Source organism: Thioclava sp. IC9 (genome assembly GCF_002213225.1).
In the GTDB taxonomy this organism is placed as follows: Bacteria; Pseudomonadota; Alphaproteobacteria; order Rhodobacterales; family Rhodobacteraceae; genus Thioclava; species Thioclava nitratireducens.
Genome location: NZ_NBNX01000004.1, coordinates 252608 through 276849, shown reverse-complemented (window position 1 = coordinate 276849; position 24242 = coordinate 252608). Strand labels below are relative to the sequence as shown.

The following is a 24242-nucleotide window of genomic DNA, read 5'->3' as shown; positions in this document are numbered from 1 at the left end:
TTCGGGTCCCCTCATCTCGCGACATGGGCGGTTCCATCCGCGCCAAGCGTTGCGGACACCACGGTTTTGGAGGCCGCGTTCATCACGCGGATCGTCTCTCCGATCCCGGCACGGTCGAGCGCGCGGCCTTCGGTACGGATCTCAAGCGATCCGAAGCGGAACAGCAGCGGGATGATCTGGTTACGCTCGACGATCGCGGGTTGGCCGAGATCGCGCGCGCGGATCGGGCGCCCGGCATAGATCACCGTGCGCGTCTCGAGGCCGACGGCCTCCTCCGACCCGCTCAACGCCCCGACCACTTCGCCCGGCCGCAGCCCGACATCCGCCCGCGTGACGATCGTGCGCGCGCGCAAAGTGTGGAGCGCGACGAGCGTGTCCGCCGAAGCTTGGCCTGTCAAAAGGCCGGCTAGCGCAATCAGGATCGCCCGAAACAGCATCAGCGCACCTGCGTCGTTGCGCCGAGCATCTGGTCCGCGGCCGAAATCACCTTCGCGTTCAGCTCGTAGCCGCGCTGCGCCTTGATCAACTCCGTGATCTCGCGCACCGGATCGACCGAGCTTTCCTCCAGATAGCCCTGCCGCAGCGTGCCCAATTCGTCCGCGCCGGGCGTGTTCACGTTGGGTGGCCCCGAGGCCCCGGTTTCGAGAAACAGGTTCGAGCCCATCGCCTCGAGCCCTTTCTGGTTCGAGAAATTCGCGAGGGTGAACTGCCCCAATAGTTGCGGCGCCACCTGATTGCTGAAATAGGCATAGACCTCGCCCTGAGCGTTGATGGCGATCGCCCGAGCATCGTTCGGGATCGTCATCTCGGGCACGACCGGGTAGCCGTCGGAGGTCACGATCTGGCCTGTGCCGTTGCGTTTCAGCCCCCCATCGCGCGTATAGGCGTAGATGCCCGATGGCAGCATCACCTCCAGATATCCATTGCCATCGATCGCGACGTCCAGATCGCCGCCCGTGGCGCTGAGCGAGCCCTGCGCGACATTGACCGTCACCGCGGTCGGGCGCACCCCGAGGCCGAGCTGAACGCCGGCGGGAATGGTCGTCCCGTCGGTCGCGTTGATCGTGCCAGGGCGGGTCGCCTGCTGATAGAAGAGATCGGCGAATTCGGCGCGGCGCGCATTGTAGCCGGTGGTCGACATGTTCGCGAGGTTGTTGGAAATCACCTCGACGCGCATCTGTTGCGCGCTCATGCCGGTGGCCGCGATCTGAAGCGCTCTCATGTCATGGTCTCCTGTTAGCGGGCGAGCGTCTGGATGACGCTGCGAATTCGTTCGTCTTCGCGTTCGAGAAAGGCCTGTCCCATCTCGTAGGCGCGCTGGACCTCGATCATGCGTGCGATCTCGGTGACCGGATCGACGTTGCTGTCTTCGAGAAAACCTTGCATCAGCACTGCGCCCTCGACGGGTTCGGCGCCGGCCTCGGCGGTGAACCGCGTGCCGCCGACGTGGCGCAATCCGCTGGGATCTGTGGGAAGATAGACGCCGACCTGCGCGATCGGCTGGCCATTGTTGGACAGCGTGCCATCGGCCGCGAGCGCGACCGAGCTCGCCCCGGACGGGATCGCCACCGGGGTGCCGCCGGAATCGAGGAGGCGATAGCCGTCGGGCGTCAACAACTCGCCTGCGGCGGAAGGAATGAAGCTTCCCGCCCGCGTCAGCTGATTGCCCTGCGGGGTCTCGATCATGAAGAACCCCTCGCCCTCGATCGCGAAGTCAAAGGCCCCCCCCGTCTGGGTCAGCCCCCCCTGGCTCCGGTCGATCATGCGGCCATGCGCGCGCGCCATCGACAGCGAAGGCTCGTTGCCCTCGAGCCCCGAAAGGTATTCGGAGAAAATCACCCCTTCGCGCCGGAAGCCCGTCGTCGAGACATTCGCGATGTTGTTGGCGACGGTGCGCATTTCGCGCATCAGGCCGGATTGCCGCGTCAGCGTGGCATAGATCGCGTTATCCATCTTAGCCCCCGGCGATGATCGGCAGGAGGGTGCGGGTGAAGAACTCCACCAGCTTTTCCGACATGAAACTCATCGACACCCAGAACACGACGAGCATCGCGCCCACTTTCGGCACGAATGTCAGCGTCATTTCCTGCACCGAGGTCAACGCTTGAAAGAGGCCGATCGTCACCCCGGCGACGAGGGCGACCGACAGCAGCGGCGCCGCGATCAGCACGGCGATCCATAGGCCCTGCCGAAGCGTGTCGAAGAAGATTGCGTCCTGCATCAGACCGGCATCCTGAGAATTTCCTGATAGGCCTCGACGACCTTGTTGCGGACGGTCACCGCGGTCTCGATCGCGAGTTCACTCTGCGCGAGGGCCTGCACCAGCGCATGCGGATCGGCCTTGCCCGTCATTGCAGATTTGGCGGCGTCTTCGCCTGCCTGTACCGCATCGACGAAAGAACTCGCCGCCTGTTCGAAAAGGGGGCCCGGCCCGGAACCACCCGTTTTCGGCGGGACAGCGGCCCGGGCCTGGGCGTAGCTTTGCGTTGCAAGGGAGGTGTTCAAATCCATTCTAGATCTCCTCGGTCCTTAGCGGCGAAGCAGTTCGAGCAGGGAGGCCGACATTTGCCGGGCCTGATCGAACATGCGCAAATTCGCCTCGTAGCTGCGCTGCGCTTCGCGCGCGTCAGCGATTTCGACCACCAGATCGACATTCGAGCCGTCGTAGTAGCCGTTCTCGTCGGCCATCGGATGGCCAGGATCGTAAATACGTGTGAGTTCCGTACGGTCGAGCCGGACCGGGCCGAGCGCAACCTCCCCGGTTCGTCCGCCCGCCTCGACGACCTCCTCGAAGGCCGCCATCTTGCGGCGATAGCCGGGGGTGTCGGCATTCGCGATATTTTCGGAGCTGTGCCGAAGCCGCATCGCCTGCGCTTTCATGCCCGAGGCGGAGAGCGCCATGGATTGGGTGAAATCGGTCATCCTCATCCTCTCCCGAGCGAACTGCGCAAGATGTTGAGTGAGGAGCGGTAGATCGCGAGCGACAGGTCATGCTCGCGCTTCACCTCGACCGAGCGGATCATCTCCTCTTCCAGCGAAACGGCATTGCCATCGGGCGAGGTCACCCCGGGGGAGGCGAGCGGTTCCGGTCCGGTCGTGATCGTCGACGCGGCGCCGATATGGCCGGGCCGCGTCGCGCGCAGGTCGCCGCCGACCTCGCTACGATAGAGGTCTTCGAAAGGCGGCAGATCCCGCGCCGCGTAGCCGGGCGTGTCCGCATTGGCGATATTTTTCGCAACCGCGTTCTGGCGGGCTGCTGCGTGTCGGGCCATCGCACTGGCCATTTCCATGATCTCAATCTTCTCGAACATCGGGGCTTCTCCTCCGAGCTATCAACCAAGCTTTAAGAGCGAATCGTTTAGAAAACCTTTCGAGAACATCGGAGGCCAGAATGGCATTTGCGGGATTCGACCTGTTGCACGCCGAAATGCGCGCTATCGCCAGCGCCCACGCCGTCGGGCGCGTGCGCGAGGTGCGGCGCGGGATGATCGAGGTCAGCGGTCTCGACCGTTCGGCGGCCCTAGGCGACCGCGCGACGATTCGCTGCCAAAGCGGGCGCGAGATCGGCGCGGAAGTTCTGTCGCTGACGCGCGGGGCGGTCACCGTGCTGCCAGACGGAGCCGCCGATGGCGTGGCGATCGACGACGAGGTGGAGCTGCTCGGTCAGGGCGGGATCGCTCCGCATGACAGCTGGGTCGGGCGCATCATCGACCCGTTCGGAAAGCCGCTCGACGGGCAACCGCTGATCCACGGCGCGCGCGAGCGCGAATTGCGCGCAAGCCCTCCGCCTGCCGCCCAGCGCAAGCTTTTGGGCGGCCGGTTGGAGACGTCACTCGCCGCTTTCGACACGATGCTGCCATTGGTCCAAGGCCAAAGGGTCGGCCTTTTCGCGGGATCGGGCGTCGGAAAATCCTCGCTATTGGCGAGTTTCGCGCGCGGGGTGTCTGCCGATATCGTCGTCATCGCGCTGATCGGCGAACGCGGCCGGGAATTGCGGGAATTCGTCGAAAAGACCCTTGGCCCGGAGGGGATGGCCCGCGCGGTGATTGTCGCCGCAACCTCGGATCAATCGCCTCTGGTGCGCCGTCGCTGCGCCTGGGCCGCGATGGCCGTGGCCGAGCATTTCCGCGATGCGGGCCAGCACGTGCTGTTCCTCGCCGACTCGATCACGCGCTTTGCGGAAGCCCATCGTGAGGTGGCTTTGGCCGGGGGCGAGCCCGCCTCGCTGCGCGGCTATCCGCCCTCGACCTCCTATCAGATCATGGCCTTGGGCGAGCGCGCGGGCCCCGGCGCCGAAGGTCAGGGCGACATCACCGGTATCTTCTCGGTCCTCGTGGCCGGTTCCGATATGGACGAGCCGATCGCCGATATCCTGCGCGGCGTGCTCGACGGGCATGTCGTGCTGGAGCGCGAGATTGCGGAGCGTGGGCGCTTCCCGGCGATCAATTTGCTGCGTTCGGTCTCGCGCTCGCTGCCCGACGCGGCGGATCCCGAGGAAAACCGGCTGATCGGCAAGGCGCGCAGCCTGCTCGGCGCCTATGACCGGGCCGAGATGATGATTCAGGCGGGGCTATATGCGGAAGGCTCGGACCCACGCATCGACGCGGCGATCAAGGTCTGGCCCGAGCTGGATGCCTTCGTTGCCGAACCCGCCCCCGACGGCATCGCGGGTAGTTTCGCGCGGCTGCGCACGATCCTGTCGCAGGTGCCGGGATAGGGTCTACATCAGGTCCCAAAGCAGCTTCGCGGCCAGCAGCGTCGAGGTCGTCACCAGCAGCGGCTTGATCAGCCGCGCGCCCACCCGCATCGCAAGCCGCGAGCCCAGCCGCGCCCCGGCGATCTGCGCCAGCCCCATCGCGATGCCTAGCACCCAGAGCGGCGAGCCGACCAGCAGGAACCCCGTCAGCCCCCCGATATTCGACGAGAAGTTCAGCAGTTTCGTATGTGCCGTCGCCTTGAGCACGCCGTAACCCGCCAGCGTCACGAAACCGATCATGAAGAACGAGCCCGTCCCCGGACCGATCAGGCCGTCGTAAAAGCCGATCACCGGCACGAAAGCGGCGGTGAACAGGCCGGGCCGAATACGCTGCACCCGATCCGTGTCGTCCAAACCAGGCCGCAAAGCGAAAAACGCGGCGATTGCGACGAGGATGAACGGCAGGGCGATCTCGATCTTGTCGGTCGGGATGCGCGACACGAGAAGCGCCCCCGCGAGCCCTCCGAGGAACCCGATCACGGCGGCCAGTAGCTGTTTTCGCAGCACCACATGGCCCGAAGCCGCGTAGGAAATCGCCGCCGTCGCCGCGCCGAACGTGCCCTGAATCTTGTTCGTCGCGAGCGACTGAACCGGCGGCACGCCCGCCAGCAAAAGCGCCGGCACCGTGATCAGCCCGCCCCCGCCCGCGATGGAATCGACCACCCCCGCCGCGAAAGCCGCGCCGATCAGCATCACCACCAGATCGAGAGGAAGTTCAAACATTTGCACCCCGGTCAGAAGACAGCCGCCTCTTGTCCTGCCCGCGCCGCAAAAAGTAAAGCCGTTGCCTCAACGGGGCCGCAGCCGCTATCACCGACCCATAGCCTTGCGGAAGACCCAGATGACCCACTCGCGCTCCGAAACCGTCCCCCTCTCCGCGAAGGCCGCGTCGTGATCGCGCGGACCCACCGATATGCGCCGCTCGACGCTTTCGCGGCCCCTGCGAAACCCTATTCCCAGATCTGGCGCGGGATGCTCGGGCTGGGCGTGATCGTCGCCTTCTACCTGCTCAGCGGCTGGGCGATGATCCTGTTCTTCTCCTCGATGCTCGACGATTTTTCGATGCTCAGGCTGTTTCAGGAAATCGCCCATGGTTCGACCCCGCGCGGCCTCGCCATCCTGCTTGCAACCTTCGCGCCGCTTCTGATCGCGACCTTCCTCGTCAGCCGCCACTTGCACCACCGCGCGGCGGCGACGTTGTTCGGAAAGCAGAGCCTCTCGACATTTGCGAAGGTGCTGCCGACGCTGTTGCTCTTTGCTTTTTTCTCCTTCGCGCTCACCCAGCTCAGCGAATCCACGGCCCGCTCCAATCCGCTGATGAACGTGCTGGGCTGGGCGCCGATCGCACTGCCGCTTCTGTTCGTCCAGATCGCCACCGAAGAGGTCCTGTTTCGCGGCTACCTGCTGCAGCAGCTCGCAGCGCGCTGGCGCAGCCCCCTGGTCTGGATGGTCCTGCCCTCGGCGCTCTTCGGGGCGCTGCACTATTCGCCCGGCACTTATGGCAGCAACGCGTTCTGGCCCGCGCTCTGGGCCTTCGGCTTCGGCTGCCTCGCGAGCGACCTGACCGCGCGCACCGGCAATCTCGGGGCCGCCCTCGCGCTGCATTTCGCCAATAACTTCGGCTCACTTTTCCTCGTGGGCTTCTACGGCCAGCTCGACGGGCTGGCGCTCTACACGATCGTGATCAATACACGCGACTTGTGGGACCTCTTGCCGTGGCTCGTTCTCGACATGCTGCACCTGTTGATCGCGTGGCTGTTGATCCGCCTCACCCTGCGCGTCTGATTGCAATTCACGCAGGGGCGGCGTATTTCAAGCCAAACCGACCCGCCCCAGCGAGAGGCTCTTACGATGAACTGGATCACCAATTACGTCCGTCCTCGGATTAACTCGCTGTTTTCGCGCCGCGAAGTGCCCGAGAACCTTTGGACGAAATGTCCCGAATGCGGGACGATGCTGTTCCACCGGGAGCTGTCGGACAATCTGAACGTCTGCACCAATTGCGACCATCACCTCGCGATTACGCCCCGCGTGCGCTTCGAGGCGCTGTTCGACGGTGGCATCTTCTCCGAAGTGAAAGTGCCCGAACCGATCGCCGATCCGCTGCATTTCAAGGATCAGAAACGCTATCCGGACCGGATGAAGGCGGCACAGAAATCGACCGGCGAGAAAGAGGCGATGCTGGTGGCCGAGGGCGAGATGGGGCGCACGCCGATCGTCGCGGCCGCGCAAGACTTCACCTTCATGGGCGGCTCGATGGGCATGTATGTCGGCAACGCGATCATCGCGGCGGCCGAGCGTGCGGTGAAGCTCAAGCGTCCGCTGGTGCTGTTCTCGGCGGCTGGCGGCGCGCGGATGCAGGAAGGTATCCTGTCGCTGATGCAGATGCCACGCACCACTGTCGCCGTGCAGATGCTCAAGGAAGCGGGCCTTCCCTATATCGTCGTTCTGACCCATCCGACGACCGGCGGCGTGACCGCCTCCTACGCGATGCTGGGCGATGTGCATATCGCCGAACCCAATGCGCTGATCTGCTTCGCGGGCCCCCGCGTGATCGAACAGACGATCCGCGAAAAGCTGCCCGAAGGCTTCCAGCGCGCGGAATATCTGCTCGATCACGGGATGCTCGACCGCGTGACGCATCGCATGAAGATGCGCGACGAACTGATCACCATCCTGCGCATGCTGATGAACCTGCCGCCTGCGGTGAAGGGCGATCTGCCCGCGCCGGAGAAGGCCCCCGAGGTAGCGGTCGCCGAGGCGGCTCCCGAGGCCGAGGCGAAGCCCAAGACCTGATCTTCGTATTGGCTGAAATATCCCGGGGGGCGGCGCCAGCCGCGGGGGCAGCGCCCCCTCCCCGGTCCGCCATCTAAGGCCGGAGGGGCCGATGACGCAAAGCTCCGATGATATTCTCGACCGCCTGATGGCGCTGCATCCCAAGGTCATCGACCTGTCGCTCGACCGGATGGAGCGGCTGCTTGAGGATCTCGACCATCCCGAGCGCGACCTGCCGCCGGTAATCCATATTGCGGGCACCAATGGCAAGGGCTCGACCCAGGCGATGATCCGGGCCGGGCTGGAGGCTGCGGGCAAGCGCGTCCACGCCTATACCTCGCCGCATCTTGCGCGCTTCCACGAACGTATCCGGATCGCCGGAGCGCTGATCTCAGAGGACGATCTGGCCGCGCTGCTTGATGAGGTCGAGGCGGCGAATGGCGGCAAGCCGATCACCTTCTTCGAGGTGACGACGGCGGCGGCTCTGTTGGCCTTTGCCCGGACGCCTGCGGATTACACGCTGCTGGAAGTGGGTCTCGGCGGGCGGCTCGACGCGACCAATGTGATCGACAAACCCGCGCTGAGCATCATCACGCCGGTCTCGATCGACCATCAGCAATTCCTTGGCGAGACGCTGGCCGAGATCGCGGGCGAGAAGGCCGGGATCCTCAAGCGCGGCGTGGCCTGCGTGGTCAGTCCCCAGCAGGAGGGGGCGCTCGACGTGATCGAGGCGCGGGCGGAAAAGCTCGGCGCGCCGATTTTGGTGCATGGCCAGCATTGGCAGGTCTGGGAAGAGCGCGACCGGTTGATCTTCCAGGACGAGAACGGCTTGCTCGATCTGCCGCTGCCGAACCTGCCCGGCCCGCATCAGATCGCGAATGCCGGGGCAGCGCTCGCGGCGCTGCGGCACCTGGGCTTTGACGAAGCCGCCTGCGAGGCAGCCGTGACGAAGGCCGAATGGCCCGCGCGGATGCAACGGCTGCGCCACGGACCGTTGGTCGACGGCGCGCCCGAGGCCGAGGTCTGGCTCGATGGCGGCCATAACCCGGCGGCGGGCGACATGATCGCGAAGACGCTGGGCACGCTGCCGCAGCGCCCGACCCACCTGATCTGCGGCATGCTGAATACCAAGGACGTGACCGGGTATCTGCGTCCCCTGGCCCCTCACGCAGCGAACCTTCTAGCCGTGTCGATCCCTGGCGAGGCGAACACCCTCTCGGCGGAAGACACCGCCGAAGCGGCGCGCGCGGTCGGCATCGAGGCACGCCCGGCGGCCTCGGTCGGCTCGGCCATCGCGGGGATCGTCGCGATCCATCCGCATGCCCGCATCCTGATCTGCGGCTCGCTCTATCTCGCGGGCCGGGTGCTGCGCGAGAACGGCTGAAGCTGCGGCCTTGCACGAGCTCTGTGCGAGTATGCCGGTGGCTGACCTGCGCCCGCGCCCCTATCTTCGCGTGAACAGGAAAGGAGACCACCATGCAGCTTGAGCTTGGGATCGACACGTTCGGCGATGTGACGCGCGGCGAGGACGGCCTGCTGCGCAGCCATGCCGAGGTGATCCGCGACACGCTGGCCGAAGGCGAGCTCGCCGATCAGGTCGGGCTCGATTACATCGGTCTGGGCGAACATCACCGCCCCGATTTCGCAATCTCCTCGACCGAGCCGATCCTCTCTGCGATCCTCGCGCGCACCGAAAAGATCAAGGCGGGCACCTCCGTGACGGTGCTGTCCTCGGACGATCCGATCCGCGTGTTCCAGCGCTTCGCCACTCTGAACGCGCTGGCGCCGGGGCGGGCAGAGATCACCATCGGGCGCGGCTCCTTTACCGAGAGCTTCCCGCTCTTCGGGCTCGACCTGAACGATTACGAGGCGCTGTTCACCGAGAAATCGCAGATCCTGCATCTGCTCGCGACGCAGGAGAAGGTCAGCTTCGATGCGCAGATGCGCCCGCCGCTGAAGAACGTCACAGTCTATCCGCGCCCCGAGACGCCGCTGCAGATCTGGCGCGGGGTCGGTGGCTCGCCGCAATCGGTGGTCGAGACCGCCGCGATGCAGATGGATCTGATGCTGGCGATCATCGGCGGGGATTCGACCCGGTTCAAACCGCATGTCGACCTCTATCGCCGCGCGCATGAGCAGCTTGGCACCAAGCCCGGCAAGATCGGTGTCCACTCTCCCGGCCATATCGCCGAGACCGACGAGATCGCGCAGGAAGAATTCTACGAAGGCTACGCGCGGATGCATGACATGATCGGGCGCTCGCGCGGTTGGCCGCCATTCCGGCGCGAGGCCTACCTGTCGGAGATCGAGCATGGCTCGCTCTATGTCGGCAGCCCGGAAACCGTGGCGCGCAAGATCGCGCGGACGGTGAAAGCCTTGGGTCTGTCGCGATTCACGCTGAAATACAGCGGCGGGCCGCAGAACCCCGCGCATCTGCGCAAGACGATCGAGCTTTACGGCACCAAGGTGCGCCCGCTTCTGGCGGAGATGCTGGCTTAAGCCCCCGCCGCCCAGCCGTCTGCCTGCATCTCGCGCAGGCGGCTGGCGGTGCGCTCGAATTCGAACGTGCCTTCGCCTTCTACGTAAAGCCGCTCGGGCTCGTCCGCGGCCGAGCAGATCAGCCGGACCTTGGCCTCGTAGAGCGCGTCGATCAGCGTGACGAAGCGCTTCGCCTCGTTGAAGTTGGAGGCCGAGAGCAGCGGGATATCATCGAGCAACAGCACCTTCACCGCATCCGCGATGGCGAGGTAATCCGCAGGACCCAGCGGCTGCGCGCAGAGATCCCAGAAGCTCGCACGACCGACCCCGTTGTGGAAATGCGGGATTTCGACCGAGCGTCCCTTCACCGGGATATCGAGCTTGCCGTGATGATCGCCCCCGGTCAGCTCATCCCAAAGCGCATCCATCTTCGCGCGCGCCTCGCGGCCCGCCGGTGTGAAATAGACCTGCTGCCCGGCCAGACGGTTCTGACGATAGTCGTTTTCGGAGGCCAACTCGTAGACGTCGAGCTTCTCGCGGATCAGCCCGATGAAGGGCAGGAATAGCTGCCGGTTGAGTCCGTTCTTGTAGAGGTCCTCGGGCACGCGGTTCGACGTCGTAACGATAGTCACGCCACGCTCGAACAGAGCCTCGAAGAGACGCCCCACGATCATCGCATCGGCAATGTCCGTGATCTGCATCTCGTCGAAGCACAAGAGCCGCAGCGAGCCCGCCACCTCTTCGGCCACGGGGCGCATCGCATCCACGGTATTGGCGCGGCGCGCATCGTCGAGTTTGCCTTGGACTTCCTGCATGAAGGCGTGGAAATGCACCCGGCGTTTCGGCACGTCGGTCTGGCCGAAGAACAGGTCCATCAGCATGGATTTCCCGCGCCCGACACCGCCCCAGATATAGAGGCCGCGCACGCCTTCGACCGGCTTGATCTTGCGCTTGAAGAAGCCGCGTTTCACCGGCTCGGCGGCGGGGGCATTTTCCAGCGCGCGGCGCACGCGCTCCAGTTCGGGCAAAATGGAGCGTTGGGCGGGATCGGGGTTGAGGTCCCCGTTATCCACCATGGACTCGTAAAACTCGGGCAGGCTGCGTTTCATGACGTTCCGATATAGCGCGCTCACGGGATTGAAAAGCCCCGCGGCTTGCGCGAGCATCCGATCCGGAGGAGGACCCCATGGCCAAGGAATTACCGCTGCTCGGCGCTGCGCTGAGCCTCGATATGCTCGCGCATCATCGCGACTGGATCGTCGCCGATCAGCGCGATCTGGAATTGCAGAGCTTCTGCTGGCCGAACGCGACGGATGCGGACCTGCGCAAGATGGTGGCACGCGCGAAAGACCTGCTCGACGGCTATACCGGACGGCTGGGGCTGCATGGGCCGTTCACCTCCTTCAACATCGACTGCGCCGACCCGGAGATCGTCGAGATCATTCGCGCCCGGATGCTGCGTGTGCTGGAGATCACGGCGGAACTGGGCGGCGATCAGATGGTGATTCACTCGCCCTACACCCTCTGGAAGGAGGCCGATCTGGAGCAGAACCCCGCGAACGCGTTCATTCAGGTCGAACGCGTGCGCTATGTCCTCACCCCGGTGATCGAAAGGGCAGAGGAACTGGGCGTGACGCTGGTCATCGAGAATTGCGAGGACATCACGCCGAACCTTCGCGTCGAACTGGCCGCGAAGATGAAGAGCGAAGCGGTGAAGGTTTCGCTCGATACGGGCCATGCGCAGTTCATGCATCGCCGCTGCGGCGCGCCGCCGGTCGATGTGTTCGTCCATGCGGCGGGCGCGGCGCTGGAGCATGTCCACCTGCAGGATATCGACGGCTATGGCGACCGCCACTGGCACCCGGGCGAGGGCACGATCGCGTGGCATTCGGTGTTCAAGGCGCTTGGCAAGCTGCCCAAGATGCCTCGCCTGATCCTCGAAGTGAATGACGAGATTGGGGTGAGAAAAGGCGCGGAATATCTGGAGTCTCTGGGACTGGCGCGGTAACGGCTACGTGCGGCCCCGGCCCTCTCCTTGTGAAGGGTGAGGGCAAAGCGTAATCTCTGCGCCGCAGAAAAGCCGACAGGAGTTCACATGGCCAAAAAGACCCCGCAACGTCTTCACCTCGTCTTCGGCGGCGAGCTGGTGACCCCGAGCCGCACCGAATTCAAGAATGTCGACGATATCCATATCGTCGGGATGTATCCGAACTACGCTTCCGCCTATGCCGCGTGGAAGGCCGAGGCGCAGCGTACCGTCGACGACGCCCACACCCGCTACTTCATCGCGCACCTGCATCGCCTGCGCGACGAAGAGCTCGAGGTTTCGACCACCGAAGAGCTCGGCAGCTAAGGCTGGCATGGCGGGCTCTCTTCCTCTCTGGCTCAGACTGCGGCTCTCGGCCCTGCGTCCTGCGGGACCCAAGGCGAAAGCCGCGGTCGAGGCCGGTCAGGGGGAAGATCGCGCCGACGCCCCGCTACTGTGGATCTGGGCTGCGGGGACATGCGCGGAGGCCGCCGGGCTGGTCGCGCGCAGGGTCGCGGCGCGGATGCCCGATATCCGCATCGCGATGACGGTGCGCGGCTCGGAGAGCGCGCCGGATGGGCTGCCCGATCAGGTTTTCCTGCGCGCCGCCCCCGAGGATCGCCCGGCCTCCGTCCGTCTCGTGCTGGATGCGTGGCGCCCCGATCTCGTGCTCATCATGGACGAAACGCTGCCCGCCGCCCTGATCGCGGAGACGCAAACCCGCGGTATCGCCAGCGTGCTGGCCGACGCGAAATTCGGCGGGCAGGACGGGCTGCGGCTCGACGACGTCTCGCTGGCGCTGCTGGGCCGAATCGACCGCATTTACCTGCGAGACGAGGCGAGCCTAGAACGGGTGGACGACCGATTGAGCGGCCCGGTAATCGTGGTCAATGATGGCGCGCTCGGCGAGCCACCGCAGCCGCTTCACGGGTCCGAGGCCGAGCGCGCCTCGATGGCCGAGTCGATGGGCGCGCGTCCGGTCTGGCTGGCCGCAGCCGTGCCCGAGGCCGAAGTCGGCCCGGTGACGGCGGCGCATCGCTACGCTCAGCGCCACGCGCATCGGCTGCTGCTTCTGCTCGTGCCGGATGATGAATCCCAAGGCGAAACCCTTGCCGCGCAACTGACCGCCGAGGGCTGGTCGGTCGCGCGCCGCTCGCTCGAGGGCGAGCCGGAACTGACGACCGAGATTTTCATCGCGGACGACGCGCAGGAATACGGGCTGTGGTATCGGCTCGCCGCGCTCAGCTACATGGGCGGCACTTTGTCGGGGACCGCACAGTCGCCGCGCTCACCGGTCGAGGCGGCGGCACTTGGCTCGGCGATCCTGCATGGCCCGAAACTTGCGCCTTTCCGCGAGGATTACCTGCGGCTCGAGGCCGCGAAAGCCTGTCGCGGCGTCGTGGTGCCGGAGGATCTGCCCGAAGTGGTGGCCGACCTGATCGCGCCCGAACGCTCCGCCCAACTCGCCCATAACGCCTGGGCCGTGACGTCTGGCGGGGCCGGTGCGGTGGAGACCATCGCCCGCGATCTTGCCGAGATCCTGTCGGGCACTCAGCCCGCAAGGGTGGCGTGATGGGCGCGCCCGGTTTCTGGTTCAACGCCCCCGATGCGCCGGGCTTGCGGGCGCGGCTGCTGTCTCCGCTTGGGGCAATCTACGCAGCGATGACGAAGCGGCGTGTGGCGCAGCCGGGTCTGAGGCTCGACGTGCCGGTGATCTCGGTCGGCAATATCAACGCGGGCGGGACGGGCAAGACGCCGACGGTGATCTGGCTGGTGCAGCGGCTGGCGGCACGCGGTGTGACGGCGCATGTAGTCACACGCGGCTATGGCGGATCGCTCGAAGGGCCGGTGCGGGTCGACGAGCGCAGCCACCGCGCCGAAGAGACCGGAGACGAGCCGTTGCTGCTTTCCGCCTTCGCACCGGTCTGGGTCGCGCGAGACCGCGCTGCCGGGGCGAGCGCCGCGGTCGCCGCCGGGGCACAGGTGATCGTTCTGGACGACGCCCATCAGAACCCCACGCTGGAGAAAGACATCTCCATCGTGGTGGTCGACGCCCATAAGGGTTTCGGCAACGGGCGGTGTCTGCCCGCCGGACCGCTGCGCGAGCCGATCGAGGCTGGGATGGCCCGCGCGGACTTCCTGCTGTCTATCGGACCGGAGACCGCACAGGCAGATTTCACGAATTTCTGGGGTTCCAGAATTTCTAAACCGCACCTGACGGGCCAACTCGCGCCGCTGCAGACGGGCATGGATTGGGAAGGGCTTCCCGTCCTCGCCTTCGCGGGCATCGGCCATCCCGAGAAATTCTTCGCCACGCTGCGCGGTCTCGGGGCTAACCTGCTGCGCGGCGAGGCGCTGGAAGATCACCAGCCTTTCACGACGCGCCTCTTGCGACGGATCGAGACGGAGGCCGACATGCTCGGCGCGCAGATGGTCACGACCGAGAAGGATGCGGTGCGCCTGCCCGACAGCTTCCGTCCGAAGGTTCTCGCGCTGCCCGTGCGGCTTGCGATCGACGACTCCGCAGAATTCGACGCCGCGCTCGACCAACTCGGGATATGAGAAAGGCCGGCCCCGCGGGACCGGCCTTCGCTTGATCTGTACAAAAGCTCAGTTGGCTTGCTTCGCCAGCTCGTCGTCGAGAATCTTCTTGAAGTCGTCCCAAGCCATGTTGGAATGCTTTTCGCCATCGATGATGAAGGTCGGCGTCGCGTCGATCTTGTCGTCGCCCGCGTTCTTCTGGAAGGTCGCGACCATCTTCTCAGCGCGCTTCTCGTCGTTCATGCAGGCGGTGACCTGATCGTTGCTCAGCCCGGCCTGCAGGCCGATCTTGCGCAGATTGTCCGCGATGGTCTGCGGCTTGCCGTCGCCGATCCACTCCTTCTGCTTGTTATAGATCATGTCCGAGATCGCGTAATATTTCGGGTCGCCGCCGCACTGCGCGATCAGACCCGCCCAGACGCCGAACTTGTCGAAATAGACTTCGCGCTGGATGAACTTCACCTTGCCGGTATCGATGTAGTTCTTCTTCAGTTGCGGATACTCGACCTTGTGCCATTCCGCACAGTGCGGGCAGGTGAAGGAGGCGTATTCGATCACCGTGACCGGCGCATCTTCCTGACCGAGAACCACGTCGGGCAGAGTCTCGACATCTTTGCTCGCCGTGGCTTCCTGCGCTTGCGCCGCAGTGATCAGGCTCGCTTCGCTATGCTGGCTGGCGTACCAGCCGCCCGTAGCGAGGAGGCCCATAACGGCCGCGCCGCCGAGGATCGAAAGAGTTTTGCTCATTTATCTGCCTTTCTTCTGTCCAGCCCGCTCTGCGGACTTCGATAGAACGTTTCTTGCCAGTTCTTCCAGCGCCGATTTCAGACCGGCATCGCTACATTCCGCAACGCGCGCCTTCGCTTCTTCGATGATACGGGGATCGGGCGCCTTGGGTTCAGGTTTCGGTTTCGGTGCGAATTGCGCCTGACCATCGGCAAAGCCGGTCGGCGCCGTCTGCGTCAGCGAGATACGCGAGATCGCGTTATAGCCGTAGCAGGCATTCACCTTGTCACGGATTTGCGGCAGCTGCATCTGCAGCATCGGCGCCGCCGCCCCGGTGGTCAGCAGGGTAAGGGTCGCCCCGAAGCCGCCTTTCGTGTAGCCGATCTTCACCGGGCGGCATTGCGCGGCCGTCTCAGGACCCACGACTTCGGCCCAATGGGTCAGCAGACGCGACACCGCGAAACCCCGCGCTTCGCCCGCGGCTCGGATCCGGTTGCGCAGCAGCCCGCCCGCGGCTTCAAAGCCACGCATCCGCCGATCCGGCATCTTTTGCGGGTCGCTTTTACTCATTCGGGGCGGTTCCTCTTGATCCATCCCATTCTAGGCAGCACATCGGGCCGGGCCAACCGGTCGGCAAGAGGGGAGCATAAACATTGCGTGACGGTAAAGGGGCAATCGGCGAAACCCTGCTCAACTGGTACGACACCCATGCCCGCGTCATGCCGTGGCGCGTATCGCCTGCGGATCGGGCAGAGGGCGAGCGACCCGACCCCTACCGCGTCTGGCTCTCCGAGGTGATGCTGCAGCAGACCACGGTCGCCGCTGTGCGCGACTATTTCCGCCGCTTCACCGAGCGCTGGCCCGATGTAGGTGCATTGGCGGCAGCCGAAGACGGCGACGTGATGGCAGAATGGGCGGGGCTCGGCTATTACGCCCGCGCCCGCAACCTGCTGAAATGCGCGCGTGTCGTGGCGGATGATATGGACGGTCGCTTCCCCGAAAGCGCGGCGGAACTGCAAAAGCTGCCCGGCATCGGCCCCTATACCTCCGCAGCCATCGCCGCAATCGCCTATGACGAGCCCGTCGCCGTGGTCGACGGCAATGTGGAGCGCGTGGTTTCGCGCCTCTTCTCCGTCGACACGCCCCTTCCCGGCGCGAAAGCGGAACTGACCGACCTGACCGCGCAGATCACGCCCGAGGACCGACCCGGAGATTTCGCTCAGGCGATGATGGATCTGGGCGCGACGATCTGCACGCCGCGCAACCCGGCCTGTGGCATCTGCCCGCTGATCGACAGTTGCACCGCGCGTGCCGCCGGTATTGCCGAGACGCTGCCGCGCAAAGCCCCAAAGAAAGAAAAGCCGACCCGTCGCGGCTTTGCCTATGTGGTGATGAACGCTCAAGGCGACGTGCTGCTGGAACGTCGCCCGGACAAGGGGCTTCTGGGCGGCACGTTAGGCTTTCCCGGCTCGGACTGGTCCGACGCGCCGACACCCGCCCCGCCGGTGCAGGCCGACTGGATTCTCTCCCCCGTCGAGGTGCGCCACACCTTCACCCATTTCCATCTGATCCTTCAGGTCCATGTCGCCCGCAAGGAGACCGAGTCCATGACCTCGCGGACAGATTTCCGCCCGGGCGATCTGCCCACCCTGATGCGCAAGGTCTGGGATGCCGCGCAGAGCGCCGATGGGTCGCAAGCTGAATGATTGTATCGGGTTAGCGTTCGGCTAGTATGACCGCGCCCGCATCGCTCACGAGGCCCCGATGTCCAGCCGCGACGAAATCCGCCGCCCCTCGCACGCCCTGCCCTTCTGGCTATCGCTCGGCACCGTGCCGCTGGCGGGGATCGAGGCGTGGGTCGGCGGCTGGACCCTGATCCTGCTGCCCGCCTATGCGTGGTGGCTGACGACGGTGCTCGACCAGCTGCTGGGGCATAACGAGGACCAGCCCGACACGGAAACGCCCGAGGACGACCTGTTCTGGTATCGCGCAATCACGTTGATCTGGTTCCCGATTCAGGCGGCAGTGATCTTCGGCACGATCTGGTGGGTGACGCATACCGATCACCTGAACGGCTTCGAGATCGTCGCCCTGATGTTCGGCGTGGGCGTGATCTCGGGCACGATCGGCATAGTCTATGCGCATGAGCTGCTCCACCAGAAGTCCAGGCTGGAACGCTGGCTGGGCGACCTGCTGCTGGCCACAGTCCTTTATTCCCATTTCAGGACAGAGCATCTGCTGGTCCATCACCTCTGGGTCGGCACGCCGCGCGATGCGGTCTCGGCGCGCTATAATGAGGGGTTTCACCGCTTCTTCTGGCGGGTGATTTTCGAGTGCCCCCGCTCCGCCTGGAGAGCCGAGAAGCTGAAGCTGCGCCGCGCGGGCCGCCCTGTCTGGCACCGCTCCAACCCGTTCTGGCGCTACGGCGCATTGCAGGTGCTGGCGCTGGTCATGGCGGCGCTGCTCGGCGGATGGATGGGGCTCGGCCTGTTCCTGCTGCAGGCCTTTTTCGCGGTCTGGCAGCTGGAGCTGACCAACTATGTCGAGCATTACGGCCTGACCCGGCAATACAAGGGCGAGGGGCGTTACGAACATGTCCTCCCGCGCCATAGCTGGAACGCCGATCACACGGCCTCGAACTGGCTGCTGATCAACCTGCAGCGCCACTCAGATCACCATTACAAACCCGATCGCCGCTTCCCGCTGCTGCAGACCTACGATGCCGAGGAAGCCCCGCAGCTGCCCTTCGGCTATCCCGGTATGACGGCGCTCGCGATGATCCCGCCGCTCTGGCGCCGCCGGATGAACCCGCGCGTGCGGGCGTGGCGGCGGAAATACTACCCGGATGTCGAGGACTGGACGCCCTATAACACGGGCATGACGCCGTTGCCGCGCGGCTCTTTCTGACGCGCCCCTTCCTCTTGATGAAAATATCCCCGCCGGAGGCTCCCGCCGGCGCAGCCCGCACAGGCCTCAGGTCACGACGCGCATCGTCAGGTTGATCCGCCCGCCCTTCGGCATCAGCGGCGAGGTGCCGGGCTTCACGCGGTCGATTCCATGATAAAGGAGCCGCGCCTCGCCCCCCATCACCATCACGTCGCCCGAACGCAGCCAGATGCTTTCGGTCTTTCCGCCGCGGGTACGGTTGCCGATGCGGAACAGCCCGTCATCGCCCAGCGAGACCGAGACAACGGGCTGGTCGAAATCCTGCTCGTCGCGATCCTGATGCATCCCCATCTTCGCACCTTCGCCGTAGAAGTTGATGAGGCAGCATTCGGGGGCGCGACTCGTGCCCGAGACCGCCTCCCAGATATCGAGGATCGGTTGCGGAATCGCGGGCCACGGCTGCCCGTCGGGATGAGTCTCGGAATATCGGTAGCCGCGTCGGTCGGAGATCCAGCCGAAGCGCCCGGCCGAGGTCATGCGCACCGACATCGGCTTGCCGTAAGGTGTCATCGGCGAGAAAAGCGGTGCCTGCGTGACGACGCTACGCAGCGTCTCGATCAGCGCCTTTTGCTCCTCGAGACCGAGCCAGCCGGGGTAATGCCGGAAGCCACGGATCTCCTGCGGGTCGGGGCGAGATATTGCGTGTTTCGGATTTTCTGTCATTTTCTCGCAATCTTCCTCGGGGGAGCCTTCTTGCAGGCCGATTTTCCCCTCCTTATATACGCTTCGAAGCCGATGGCGGACCACACCGCCAGATAGCAGAACATGAAACCGAAACCCAAGGGATAGGGGCCGGGGGCCTGAATGGACCCGTTCCCCGTCATATCGCCAAGAGAGGTAACATCATGGGTAAAGTCATTGGTATCGACCTCGGGACCACGAACTCCTGCGTCGCCATCATGGATGGCGCACAGCCCCGAGTGATCGAAAACTCCGAAGGGGCACGCACCACCCCCTCGATCGTCGCCTATACTGACGACGAACGTCTGGTCGGCCAGCCGGCGAAACGCCAGGCGGTCACCAACCCCTCGAACACCGTCTTCGCCGTGAAGCGCCTGATCGGTCGCCGCACCACGGACGCGGAAGTCGAGAAGGACAAGAAACTCGTTCCCTATTCCATCGTCGACGGCGGCAATGGCGACGCATGGGTCGAAGTGAAGGGCGAGAAATATTCCCCCGCACAGGTTTCGGCCGTGATCCTTCAGAAGATGAAGGAAACCGCCGAGAGCTATCTGGGCGAAGAAGTCACGCAGGCCGTCATCACCGTGCCTGCCTACTTCAACGACGCCCAGCGTCAGGCCACCAAAGACGCTGGCAAGATCGCCGGTCTCGAAGTGCTGCGCATCATCAACGAGCCGACCGCGGCTGCGCTGGCCTATGGCCTCGACAAGAAAGAATCGAAAACCATCGCGGTCTATGACCTCGGCGGCGGTACCTTCGACATCACCATCCTCGAGATCGACGACGGTCTCTTCGAAGTGAAATCGACCAACGGCGATACGTTCCTCGGCGGTGAAGACTTCGACATGCGCATCGTCAACTACCTCGCTGACGAGTTCAAAAAAGAGCATGGCGTTGACCTCACCAAGGACAAGATGGCGCTGCAGCGTCTGAAGGAAGCTGCCGAGAAAGCGAAGATCGAACTGTCGAGCTCGAGCCAGACCGAGATCAACCAGCCCTTCATCTCGATGGGCAAGGACGGCACTCCGCTGCACATGGTCATGAAACTGACCCGTGCGAAGCTGGAGAGCCTCGTGAGCGATCTCATCAAGGCCTCGCTGAAACCCTGCGCCGCCGCGCTGAAGGATGCCGGCGTCTCCAAGGACGAGATCGACGAAGTCGTGCTCGTCGGCGGTATGACCCGTATGCCGAAAGTCGTGCAGGAAGTGACCGGCTTCTTCGGCAAGGAGCCCCATAAGGGCGTGAACCCGGATGAGGTCGTGGCGCTCGGTGCGGCCATTCAGGCCGGCGTTCTGCAAGGTGACGTGAAAGACGTCGTCCTACTCGACGTGACGCCGCTGTCGCTCGGCATCGAGACGCTGGGTGGCGTGTTCACCCGCCTGATCGATCGCAACACGACGATCCCGACGAAGAAGAGCCAGGTGTTCTCCACCGCGGAAGACAACCAGAACGCGGTGACGATCCGGGTCTTCCAGGGTGAGCGCGAGATGGCTGCCGACAACAAGATGCTCGGCATGTTCAACCTCGAGGACATCCCGCCGGCCCCGCGCGGCATGCCGCAGATCGAAGTGACCTTCGACATCGACGCGAACGGTATTGTCTCCGTTTCGGCGAAGGACAAGGGCACCGGCAAGGAGCAGAAGATCACGATCCAGGCGTCCGGCGGCCTGTCTGACGAAGAGATCGAAAAAATGGTTCAGGACGCCGAGGCGAACGCCGACGCGGACAAGTCCCGCAAGGAACTGGTCGAAACCAAGAACCAGGGCGAATCGCTGCTGCACTCGACCCGCAAGTCGCTCGAAGAGCATGGCGACAAGGTCGATGCCTCGACCGTCGAAGCGATCGAACTCGCGGCCAACGCGCTTGAGGAAGCCCTCAAGACCGATGAAGCCGGCAAGATCAAAGGCGCGATCCAGAACCTGACGGATGCGGCGATGAAACTCGGCGAGGCCATCTACAAGGCCGAGCAGGAGAAAGCCGGTCAGGGCGAGAGCTCCAACGACGAAGACAGCCCGCGCGATGTCGATGACGATATCGTCGACGCTGACTTCGAAGATCTGGGCGAGGACGAGCGCAAGTAATTGCGCATGGAATGTCGGGCGGGCCTGCCTTTTCCAAGGGCGGGCCCGCCTGCGTTCCGCCAAGGGGGTAACCAATGGCAAAACGCGACTATTACGACGTTCTGGGAACTGCCAAAGGCGCCTCGGCCGAAGAGATCAAGAAAGCCTATCGCAAGAAGGCGAAAGAGCTTCATCCCGATCGAAATTCCGACAATCCCGATGCCGAGGCCCAGTTCAAGGAAGTGAACGAGGCTTATGACGTCCTCAAGGACGCCGAGAAGAAGGCGGCTTACGACCGGTTCGGTCATGCGGCGTTCGAAGGCGGCATGGGCGGCGGGCGTCCGGGCGGCGGTTATGGCGGCGCGGGCGGTCAGGGCGACTTCGCCTCGGCCTTCTCCGACGTCTTCGAAGACCTGTTCGGCGACTTCATGGGCGGCGGCAGAGGCGGTCCCGGCGGTGGGCGTTCGCGCGCACAGCGAGGCTCCGACCTGCGCTACAACATGCGCGTCACGCTCGAAGAGGCGTATCGCGGCACCCACAAGACGATCAACGTGCCGAGCTCGGCCGCTTGTACGGCGTGTAACGGCTCTGGCGCGGAGGGCGGCTCCGAGCCGCAGACCTGTCCGACCTGTTCCGGTCTGGGCAAGGTGCGCGCGCAGAACGGCTTCTTCACGGTAGAGCGGACCTGCCCGACCTGCGGTGGTCAGGGTCAGGTGGTGAAGAACCCCTGCAAGGTCTGCCATGGCGCAGGTCGCGTGGAGGTCGATCGCCAGCTTCAGGTCAACATCCCTCCGGGGGTCGAGACCGGCACCCGCATCCGTCACGCCGGCGAAGGCGAGGCGGGGCTGCGTGGTGGTCCGTCGGGCGATCTCTACATCTTCATCGAGGTCCAGCCGCACGCGATCTTCGAACGCGAAGGCACCGATCTGCATTGCCGCGTGCCGGTCAGCATGGCGACCGCAGCCCTTGGGGGCGAGGTCGAAGTGCCGACGATAGACGGTGGCCGCAGCCGCGTTAAAATCCCGGCAGGCAGCCAATCGGGCCGCCAGATGCGCCTTCGCGGCAAGGGTATGCCCGCGCTGCGCGGCGGCGGGTCCGGCGACATGTTCATCGAACTGGCCGTCGAAACCCCGGTGAACCTGACCGCACGGCAGAAGGAAATCCTCAAGGAGTTCCAGGGGATCGAAGCCGAGAACAACCCGGAAGGTGCGAGTTTCTTTAAGAAAGTCAAAAGCTTCTGGGATGGCATGACCCAGTGACAGACATAGGAAAGGCGCCTTCGGGCGCCTTTTTTCTTGGTCTGACCGAGGGCGATTAAGGCTTTCTTCAATCCGAATCGTTCATGGTCTGTTTCATGGACCAGACGCCGCATCATATGCAGGAACCTCCACTACCGCTGTTTGCCGGTAGCACCGCGATCCGCCCCCCGACACGTGCGTCCAAACCTTCCTATCTGCGCGCCCACCGGCACCGGCTGCGCACGCGGTTCATGGAAGGCGGCGCGCAGGCCCTGCCCGATTACGAGCTACTCGAACTGGTGCTGTTTCGCGCCATTCCCCGGCAGGATGTGAAGCCCCTCGCCCGCCGCCTGATCCAGACCTTTGGCGATTTCGGGCGGGTGGTCTCCGCCCCGCCGAACCGGCTGCGACAGGTGACCGGCGTCGGGGAGGCTGTGGTGATCGAGTTGAAGCTGATCGAGGCGTCAGCACAAAGGCTCGCGCGGTCGAAGGTAATGCATCGCCCCGTGCTCAGTTCGTGGCAGGCGCTTGTCGATTACTGCCACATGGCGATGTCCCATGCCGAGACGGAGCAATTTCGCCTGCTGCTGCTGGATCGGAAAAACGCGCTGATCGCGGATGAGGAACAGGGCCGCGGCACGGTCGATCACGTCCCGGTCTATCCGCGCGAGGTGATGAAGCGTGCGCTGGAGGCAAATGCCTCGGCGCTGATCCTCGTCCATAATCATCCCTCTGGCGATCCCACTCCGTCAGAGGCGGACATCGTCCTGACCCGACAGATCGACGAGGCAGCGAAGCTCTTCGGCATCGTGCTTCATGATCACCTGATCCTCGGAAAGGGTTGCGAGATCAGCCTACGCTCGGAGGGTTACTTTTGAGCGGTCAGGCCCTGAGATTCGAACCCGTCAAGCGGCAGAACCACCGTGCCGCCATCGGAGGGGCAAGCGGGCAGATCGAGCGTGATCGGCATCGCGGCAGTCCCCGTGCCATGCATCCGCATCAGACGCCCGCCGACGGATTTACCGCAATCCTCGGGCGAAAAACTCGCCTCCAATTGCAGCCGGAGATCTGTAAGGGTCTTGGGCGCAGTATAGATCTCGATGCGCTTTCCATCGGCGGCGGTGAAGCTTTGCATATACCCGCCCAGCGACGTGTCCGGCGAACGCGGCTTCGTCGCGTCGAGGTGGCCAGCGTCGTCGAACTGCGCGCCGTTCTCATAGGCGTTGAGATGCAAAGGGCTCTCGGCTTTCGTCACCCAGATCGCCCGGTTGATCTTATCAAGGCCGGAGGCTCCGGCTTCCAGCTGCGCGATCATCGCACCGTCGGCAGTGACTTGCAGCGATGTCGTGGGCGCGAGAAGCGGCAGCACCGCCTCGAAAACCCCCGACGCATCCGTTTGTCCCGCGATCGAGAGCGATTCGTCACGGATCGCCAGATTCGTATCGGGATGGCACGGCGCGTTCAGTTCCAGCTTGGTCAAGCCGTCTCCGACTGGGCTCACCGACAGCACCGGGTTGTCGCAATCGGCGGCACCGGTTTTCAGCGGCATCGGTTGCGGCAGAGGCGCGTTGAACTGGTCGCCAGAGGTGCGCACAGTCGCCGGAACGATCCCGACGCCGGGATCGGCCGCAAAATGATAGACCGGAGGATTGCGAAGCACGGTTTTCGAAATCAGCCGGACCTTCGGTTCTTCGCGGGGCGGCGCGGCACGCTTTTCCCAGGACTCGCTTCCGACCGAGCTGGCGACCAAAGACGCACCGAGTTGCGGACGCGGGCCCACGCTTTGCATCACATGACCAGTCGCGGCGGCGAGCAGGAATGTCGCTCCGATCATGGAAATCTTGCGAATGGTGCGCATCGCCGCCTCGAACTCGGTCTTAGAAAACTGCTTAATTTTTTCCTAATGGCCGAAAGCGGCGAAGCTGGGGCGCGATTGGGGAAATCGTGCACCCATAGCTGGCTTTGGGTGGGGTCACCCTGCCAAGAGAGTCAACGACTCCAACAAGATATGGAAA

The 24242-nt window shown here is 64.5% G+C and carries 27 protein-coding genes; 14 read left to right on the top strand and 13 right to left on the bottom strand.

Going from position 1 to position 24242, the window contains the following annotated elements:
- Positions 1–11 precede the first annotated feature (11 nt).
- From flgA to B6V76_RS12690, 7 genes are read right to left on the bottom strand one after another with little or no spacing between them, the layout of a single operon-like run.
- Entirely contained in the window at positions 12–437 is a 426-nt protein-coding gene (gene flgA, locus B6V76_RS12720; RefSeq protein ID WP_088727603.1) for a flagellar basal body P-ring formation chaperone FlgA, read from the bottom strand.
- A complete protein-coding gene (gene flgG / locus B6V76_RS12715) occupies positions 437–1222 on the bottom strand; it encodes a flagellar basal-body rod protein FlgG (RefSeq protein ID WP_088727602.1) in 786 nt (261 codons plus the stop codon). Before flgG ends, flgA begins: the two co-directional genes overlap by 1 nt.
- 14 nt (positions 1223–1236) lie before the next feature.
- Entirely contained in the window at positions 1237–1953 is a 717-nt protein-coding gene (locus B6V76_RS12710) for a flagellar hook-basal body complex protein (RefSeq protein WP_088723161.1), read from the bottom strand.
- 1 nt (position 1954) lies between these two features.
- Positions 1955–2221, bottom strand: coding sequence for a flagellar biosynthetic protein FliQ (locus tag B6V76_RS12705; protein ID WP_088719873.1), 267 nt, complete (start codon positions 2219–2221; stop codon positions 1955–1957).
- Complete coding sequence (fliE, locus tag B6V76_RS12700) at positions 2221–2511, bottom strand: flagellar hook-basal body complex protein FliE (RefSeq protein WP_088727601.1); 291 nt, start codon at positions 2509–2511, stop codon at positions 2221–2223. Before fliE ends, B6V76_RS12705 begins: the two co-directional genes overlap by 1 nt.
- 18 nt (positions 2512–2529) lie before the next feature.
- Entirely contained in the window at positions 2530–2922 is a 393-nt protein-coding gene (gene flgC, locus B6V76_RS12695) for a flagellar basal body rod protein FlgC (RefSeq protein ID WP_088727600.1), read from the bottom strand.
- 2 nt (positions 2923–2924) lie between these two features.
- Positions 2925–3311: a FlgB family protein gene (locus B6V76_RS12690; RefSeq protein ID WP_088727599.1), complete on the bottom strand. Its 387-nt coding sequence runs from the start codon at positions 3309–3311 to the stop codon at positions 2925–2927.
- A gap of 80 nt (positions 3312–3391) precedes the next feature.
- Here B6V76_RS12690 and B6V76_RS12685 point away from each other — a divergent pair, with 80 nt between their 5' ends.
- Positions 3392–4717: a FliI/YscN family ATPase gene (locus tag B6V76_RS12685; RefSeq protein WP_088727598.1), complete on the top strand. Its 1326-nt coding sequence runs from the start codon at positions 3392–3394 to the stop codon at positions 4715–4717.
- A gap of 3 nt (positions 4718–4720) precedes the next feature.
- Here the strand turns inward: B6V76_RS12685 and B6V76_RS12680 are convergent, their stop codons facing one another.
- Positions 4721–5479 carry a TSUP family transporter gene (locus B6V76_RS12680; protein WP_075775250.1) on the bottom strand — a complete coding sequence of 253 codons (759 nt, stop codon included), beginning with the start codon at positions 5477–5479 and terminating at the stop codon, positions 4721–4723.
- A 168-nt stretch (positions 5480–5647) separates the two neighbouring features.
- On the opposite strand from B6V76_RS12680, the gene B6V76_RS12675 reads away from it, so the two are divergent.
- The 4 genes from B6V76_RS12675 (at position 5648) to B6V76_RS12660 (ending at position 10030) form a co-directional block, all read left to right on the top strand.
- Entirely contained in the window at positions 5648–6541 is an 894-nt protein-coding gene (locus tag B6V76_RS12675; RefSeq protein ID WP_088727597.1) for a type II CAAX endopeptidase family protein, read from the top strand.
- A gap of 66 nt (positions 6542–6607) precedes the next feature.
- The gene (accD, locus tag B6V76_RS12670; RefSeq protein WP_088727596.1) at positions 6608–7552 is read left to right on the top strand and encodes an acetyl-CoA carboxylase, carboxyltransferase subunit beta; all 945 of its coding nucleotides are present in this window, start codon (positions 6608–6610) and stop codon (positions 7550–7552) included.
- 91 nt (positions 7553–7643) lie between these two features.
- On the top strand, positions 7644–8915 hold the full coding sequence (locus tag B6V76_RS12665) for a folylpolyglutamate synthase/dihydrofolate synthase family protein (RefSeq protein WP_088727595.1): 1272 nt from the start codon (positions 7644–7646) through the stop codon (positions 8913–8915).
- A 92-nt stretch (positions 8916–9007) separates the two neighbouring features.
- Positions 9008–10030, top strand: coding sequence for an LLM class flavin-dependent oxidoreductase (locus tag B6V76_RS12660; protein WP_088727594.1), 1023 nt, complete (start codon positions 9008–9010; stop codon positions 10028–10030).
- On the opposite strand, the gene zapE is transcribed toward B6V76_RS12660, so the two are convergent.
- Positions 10027–11118: a cell division protein ZapE gene (gene zapE / locus B6V76_RS12655; RefSeq protein WP_088727699.1), complete on the bottom strand. Its 1092-nt coding sequence runs from the start codon at positions 11116–11118 to the stop codon at positions 10027–10029. The genes B6V76_RS12660 and zapE overlap by 4 nt on opposite strands.
- 77 nt (positions 11119–11195) lie before the next feature.
- Between zapE and B6V76_RS12650 the strand changes: the two genes are divergently transcribed.
- From B6V76_RS12650 to lpxK, 4 genes are all read left to right on the top strand, one after another.
- Positions 11196–12017, top strand: a complete 822-nt coding sequence (locus B6V76_RS12650; RefSeq protein WP_088727593.1) for a sugar phosphate isomerase/epimerase family protein — start codon at positions 11196–11198, stop codon at positions 12015–12017.
- Between the two features lie 87 nt (positions 12018–12104).
- A complete protein-coding gene (locus B6V76_RS12645) occupies positions 12105–12362 on the top strand; it encodes a DUF4170 domain-containing protein (RefSeq protein WP_075775244.1) in 258 nt (85 codons plus the stop codon).
- Between the two features lie 7 nt (positions 12363–12369).
- On the top strand, positions 12370–13608 hold the full coding sequence (locus B6V76_RS12640) for a glycosyltransferase N-terminal domain-containing protein (protein WP_075775243.1): 1239 nt from the start codon (positions 12370–12372) through the stop codon (positions 13606–13608).
- On the top strand, positions 13608–14597 hold the full coding sequence (gene lpxK / locus B6V76_RS12635; RefSeq protein ID WP_088727592.1) for a tetraacyldisaccharide 4'-kinase: 990 nt from the start codon (positions 13608–13610) through the stop codon (positions 14595–14597). Before B6V76_RS12640 ends, lpxK begins: the two co-directional genes overlap by 1 nt.
- Positions 14598–14645: 48 nt before the next feature.
- Here lpxK and B6V76_RS12630 read toward each other — a convergent pair whose 3' ends face one another.
- Both B6V76_RS12630 and B6V76_RS12625 read right to left on the bottom strand, forming a co-directional pair.
- Positions 14646–15323: a DsbA family protein gene (locus tag B6V76_RS12630; RefSeq protein WP_075775241.1), complete on the bottom strand. Its 678-nt coding sequence runs from the start codon at positions 15321–15323 to the stop codon at positions 14646–14648.
- A complete protein-coding gene (locus B6V76_RS12625; protein ID WP_240497857.1) occupies positions 15324–15872 on the bottom strand; it encodes a DUF721 domain-containing protein in 549 nt (182 codons plus the stop codon). It abuts the gene before it with no gap.
- Positions 15873–15955: 83 nt separating this feature from the next.
- Between B6V76_RS12625 and mutY the strand changes: the two genes are divergently transcribed.
- Positions 15956–17008, top strand: a complete 1053-nt coding sequence (gene mutY, locus B6V76_RS12620; RefSeq protein WP_088727591.1) for an A/G-specific adenine glycosylase — start codon at positions 15956–15958, stop codon at positions 17006–17008.
- A 58-nt stretch (positions 17009–17066) separates the two neighbouring features.
- Entirely contained in the window at positions 17067–18209 is a 1143-nt protein-coding gene (locus B6V76_RS12615) for an alkane 1-monooxygenase (protein ID WP_088727590.1), read from the top strand.
- Between the two features lie 66 nt (positions 18210–18275).
- On the opposite strand, the gene B6V76_RS12610 is transcribed toward B6V76_RS12615, so the two are convergent.
- Positions 18276–18911, bottom strand: a complete 636-nt coding sequence (locus tag B6V76_RS12610) for an alpha-ketoglutarate-dependent dioxygenase AlkB (protein WP_075775237.1) — start codon at positions 18909–18911, stop codon at positions 18276–18278.
- Positions 18912–19093: 182 nt separating this feature from the next.
- On the opposite strand from B6V76_RS12610, the gene dnaK reads away from it, so the two are divergent.
- From dnaK to radC, 3 genes are all read left to right on the top strand, one after another.
- A complete protein-coding gene (dnaK, locus tag B6V76_RS12605) occupies positions 19094–21010 on the top strand; it encodes a molecular chaperone DnaK (protein ID WP_088719886.1) in 1917 nt (638 codons plus the stop codon).
- Between the two features lie 74 nt (positions 21011–21084).
- Positions 21085–22248 carry a molecular chaperone DnaJ gene (gene dnaJ / locus B6V76_RS12600; RefSeq protein ID WP_075775235.1) on the top strand — a complete coding sequence of 388 codons (1164 nt, stop codon included), beginning with the start codon at positions 21085–21087 and terminating at the stop codon, positions 22246–22248.
- Positions 22249–22343: 95 nt separating this feature from the next.
- Entirely contained in the window at positions 22344–23105 is a 762-nt protein-coding gene (gene radC / locus B6V76_RS12595; protein WP_088727697.1) for a DNA repair protein RadC, read from the top strand.
- On the opposite strand, the gene B6V76_RS12590 is transcribed toward radC, so the two are convergent.
- A complete protein-coding gene (locus tag B6V76_RS12590) occupies positions 23096–24085 on the bottom strand; it encodes a hypothetical protein (RefSeq protein WP_088727589.1) in 990 nt (329 codons plus the stop codon). The two genes, radC and B6V76_RS12590, sit on opposite strands and share 10 nt — an antisense overlap.
- Between the last annotated feature and the right edge of the window lie 157 nt (positions 24086–24242).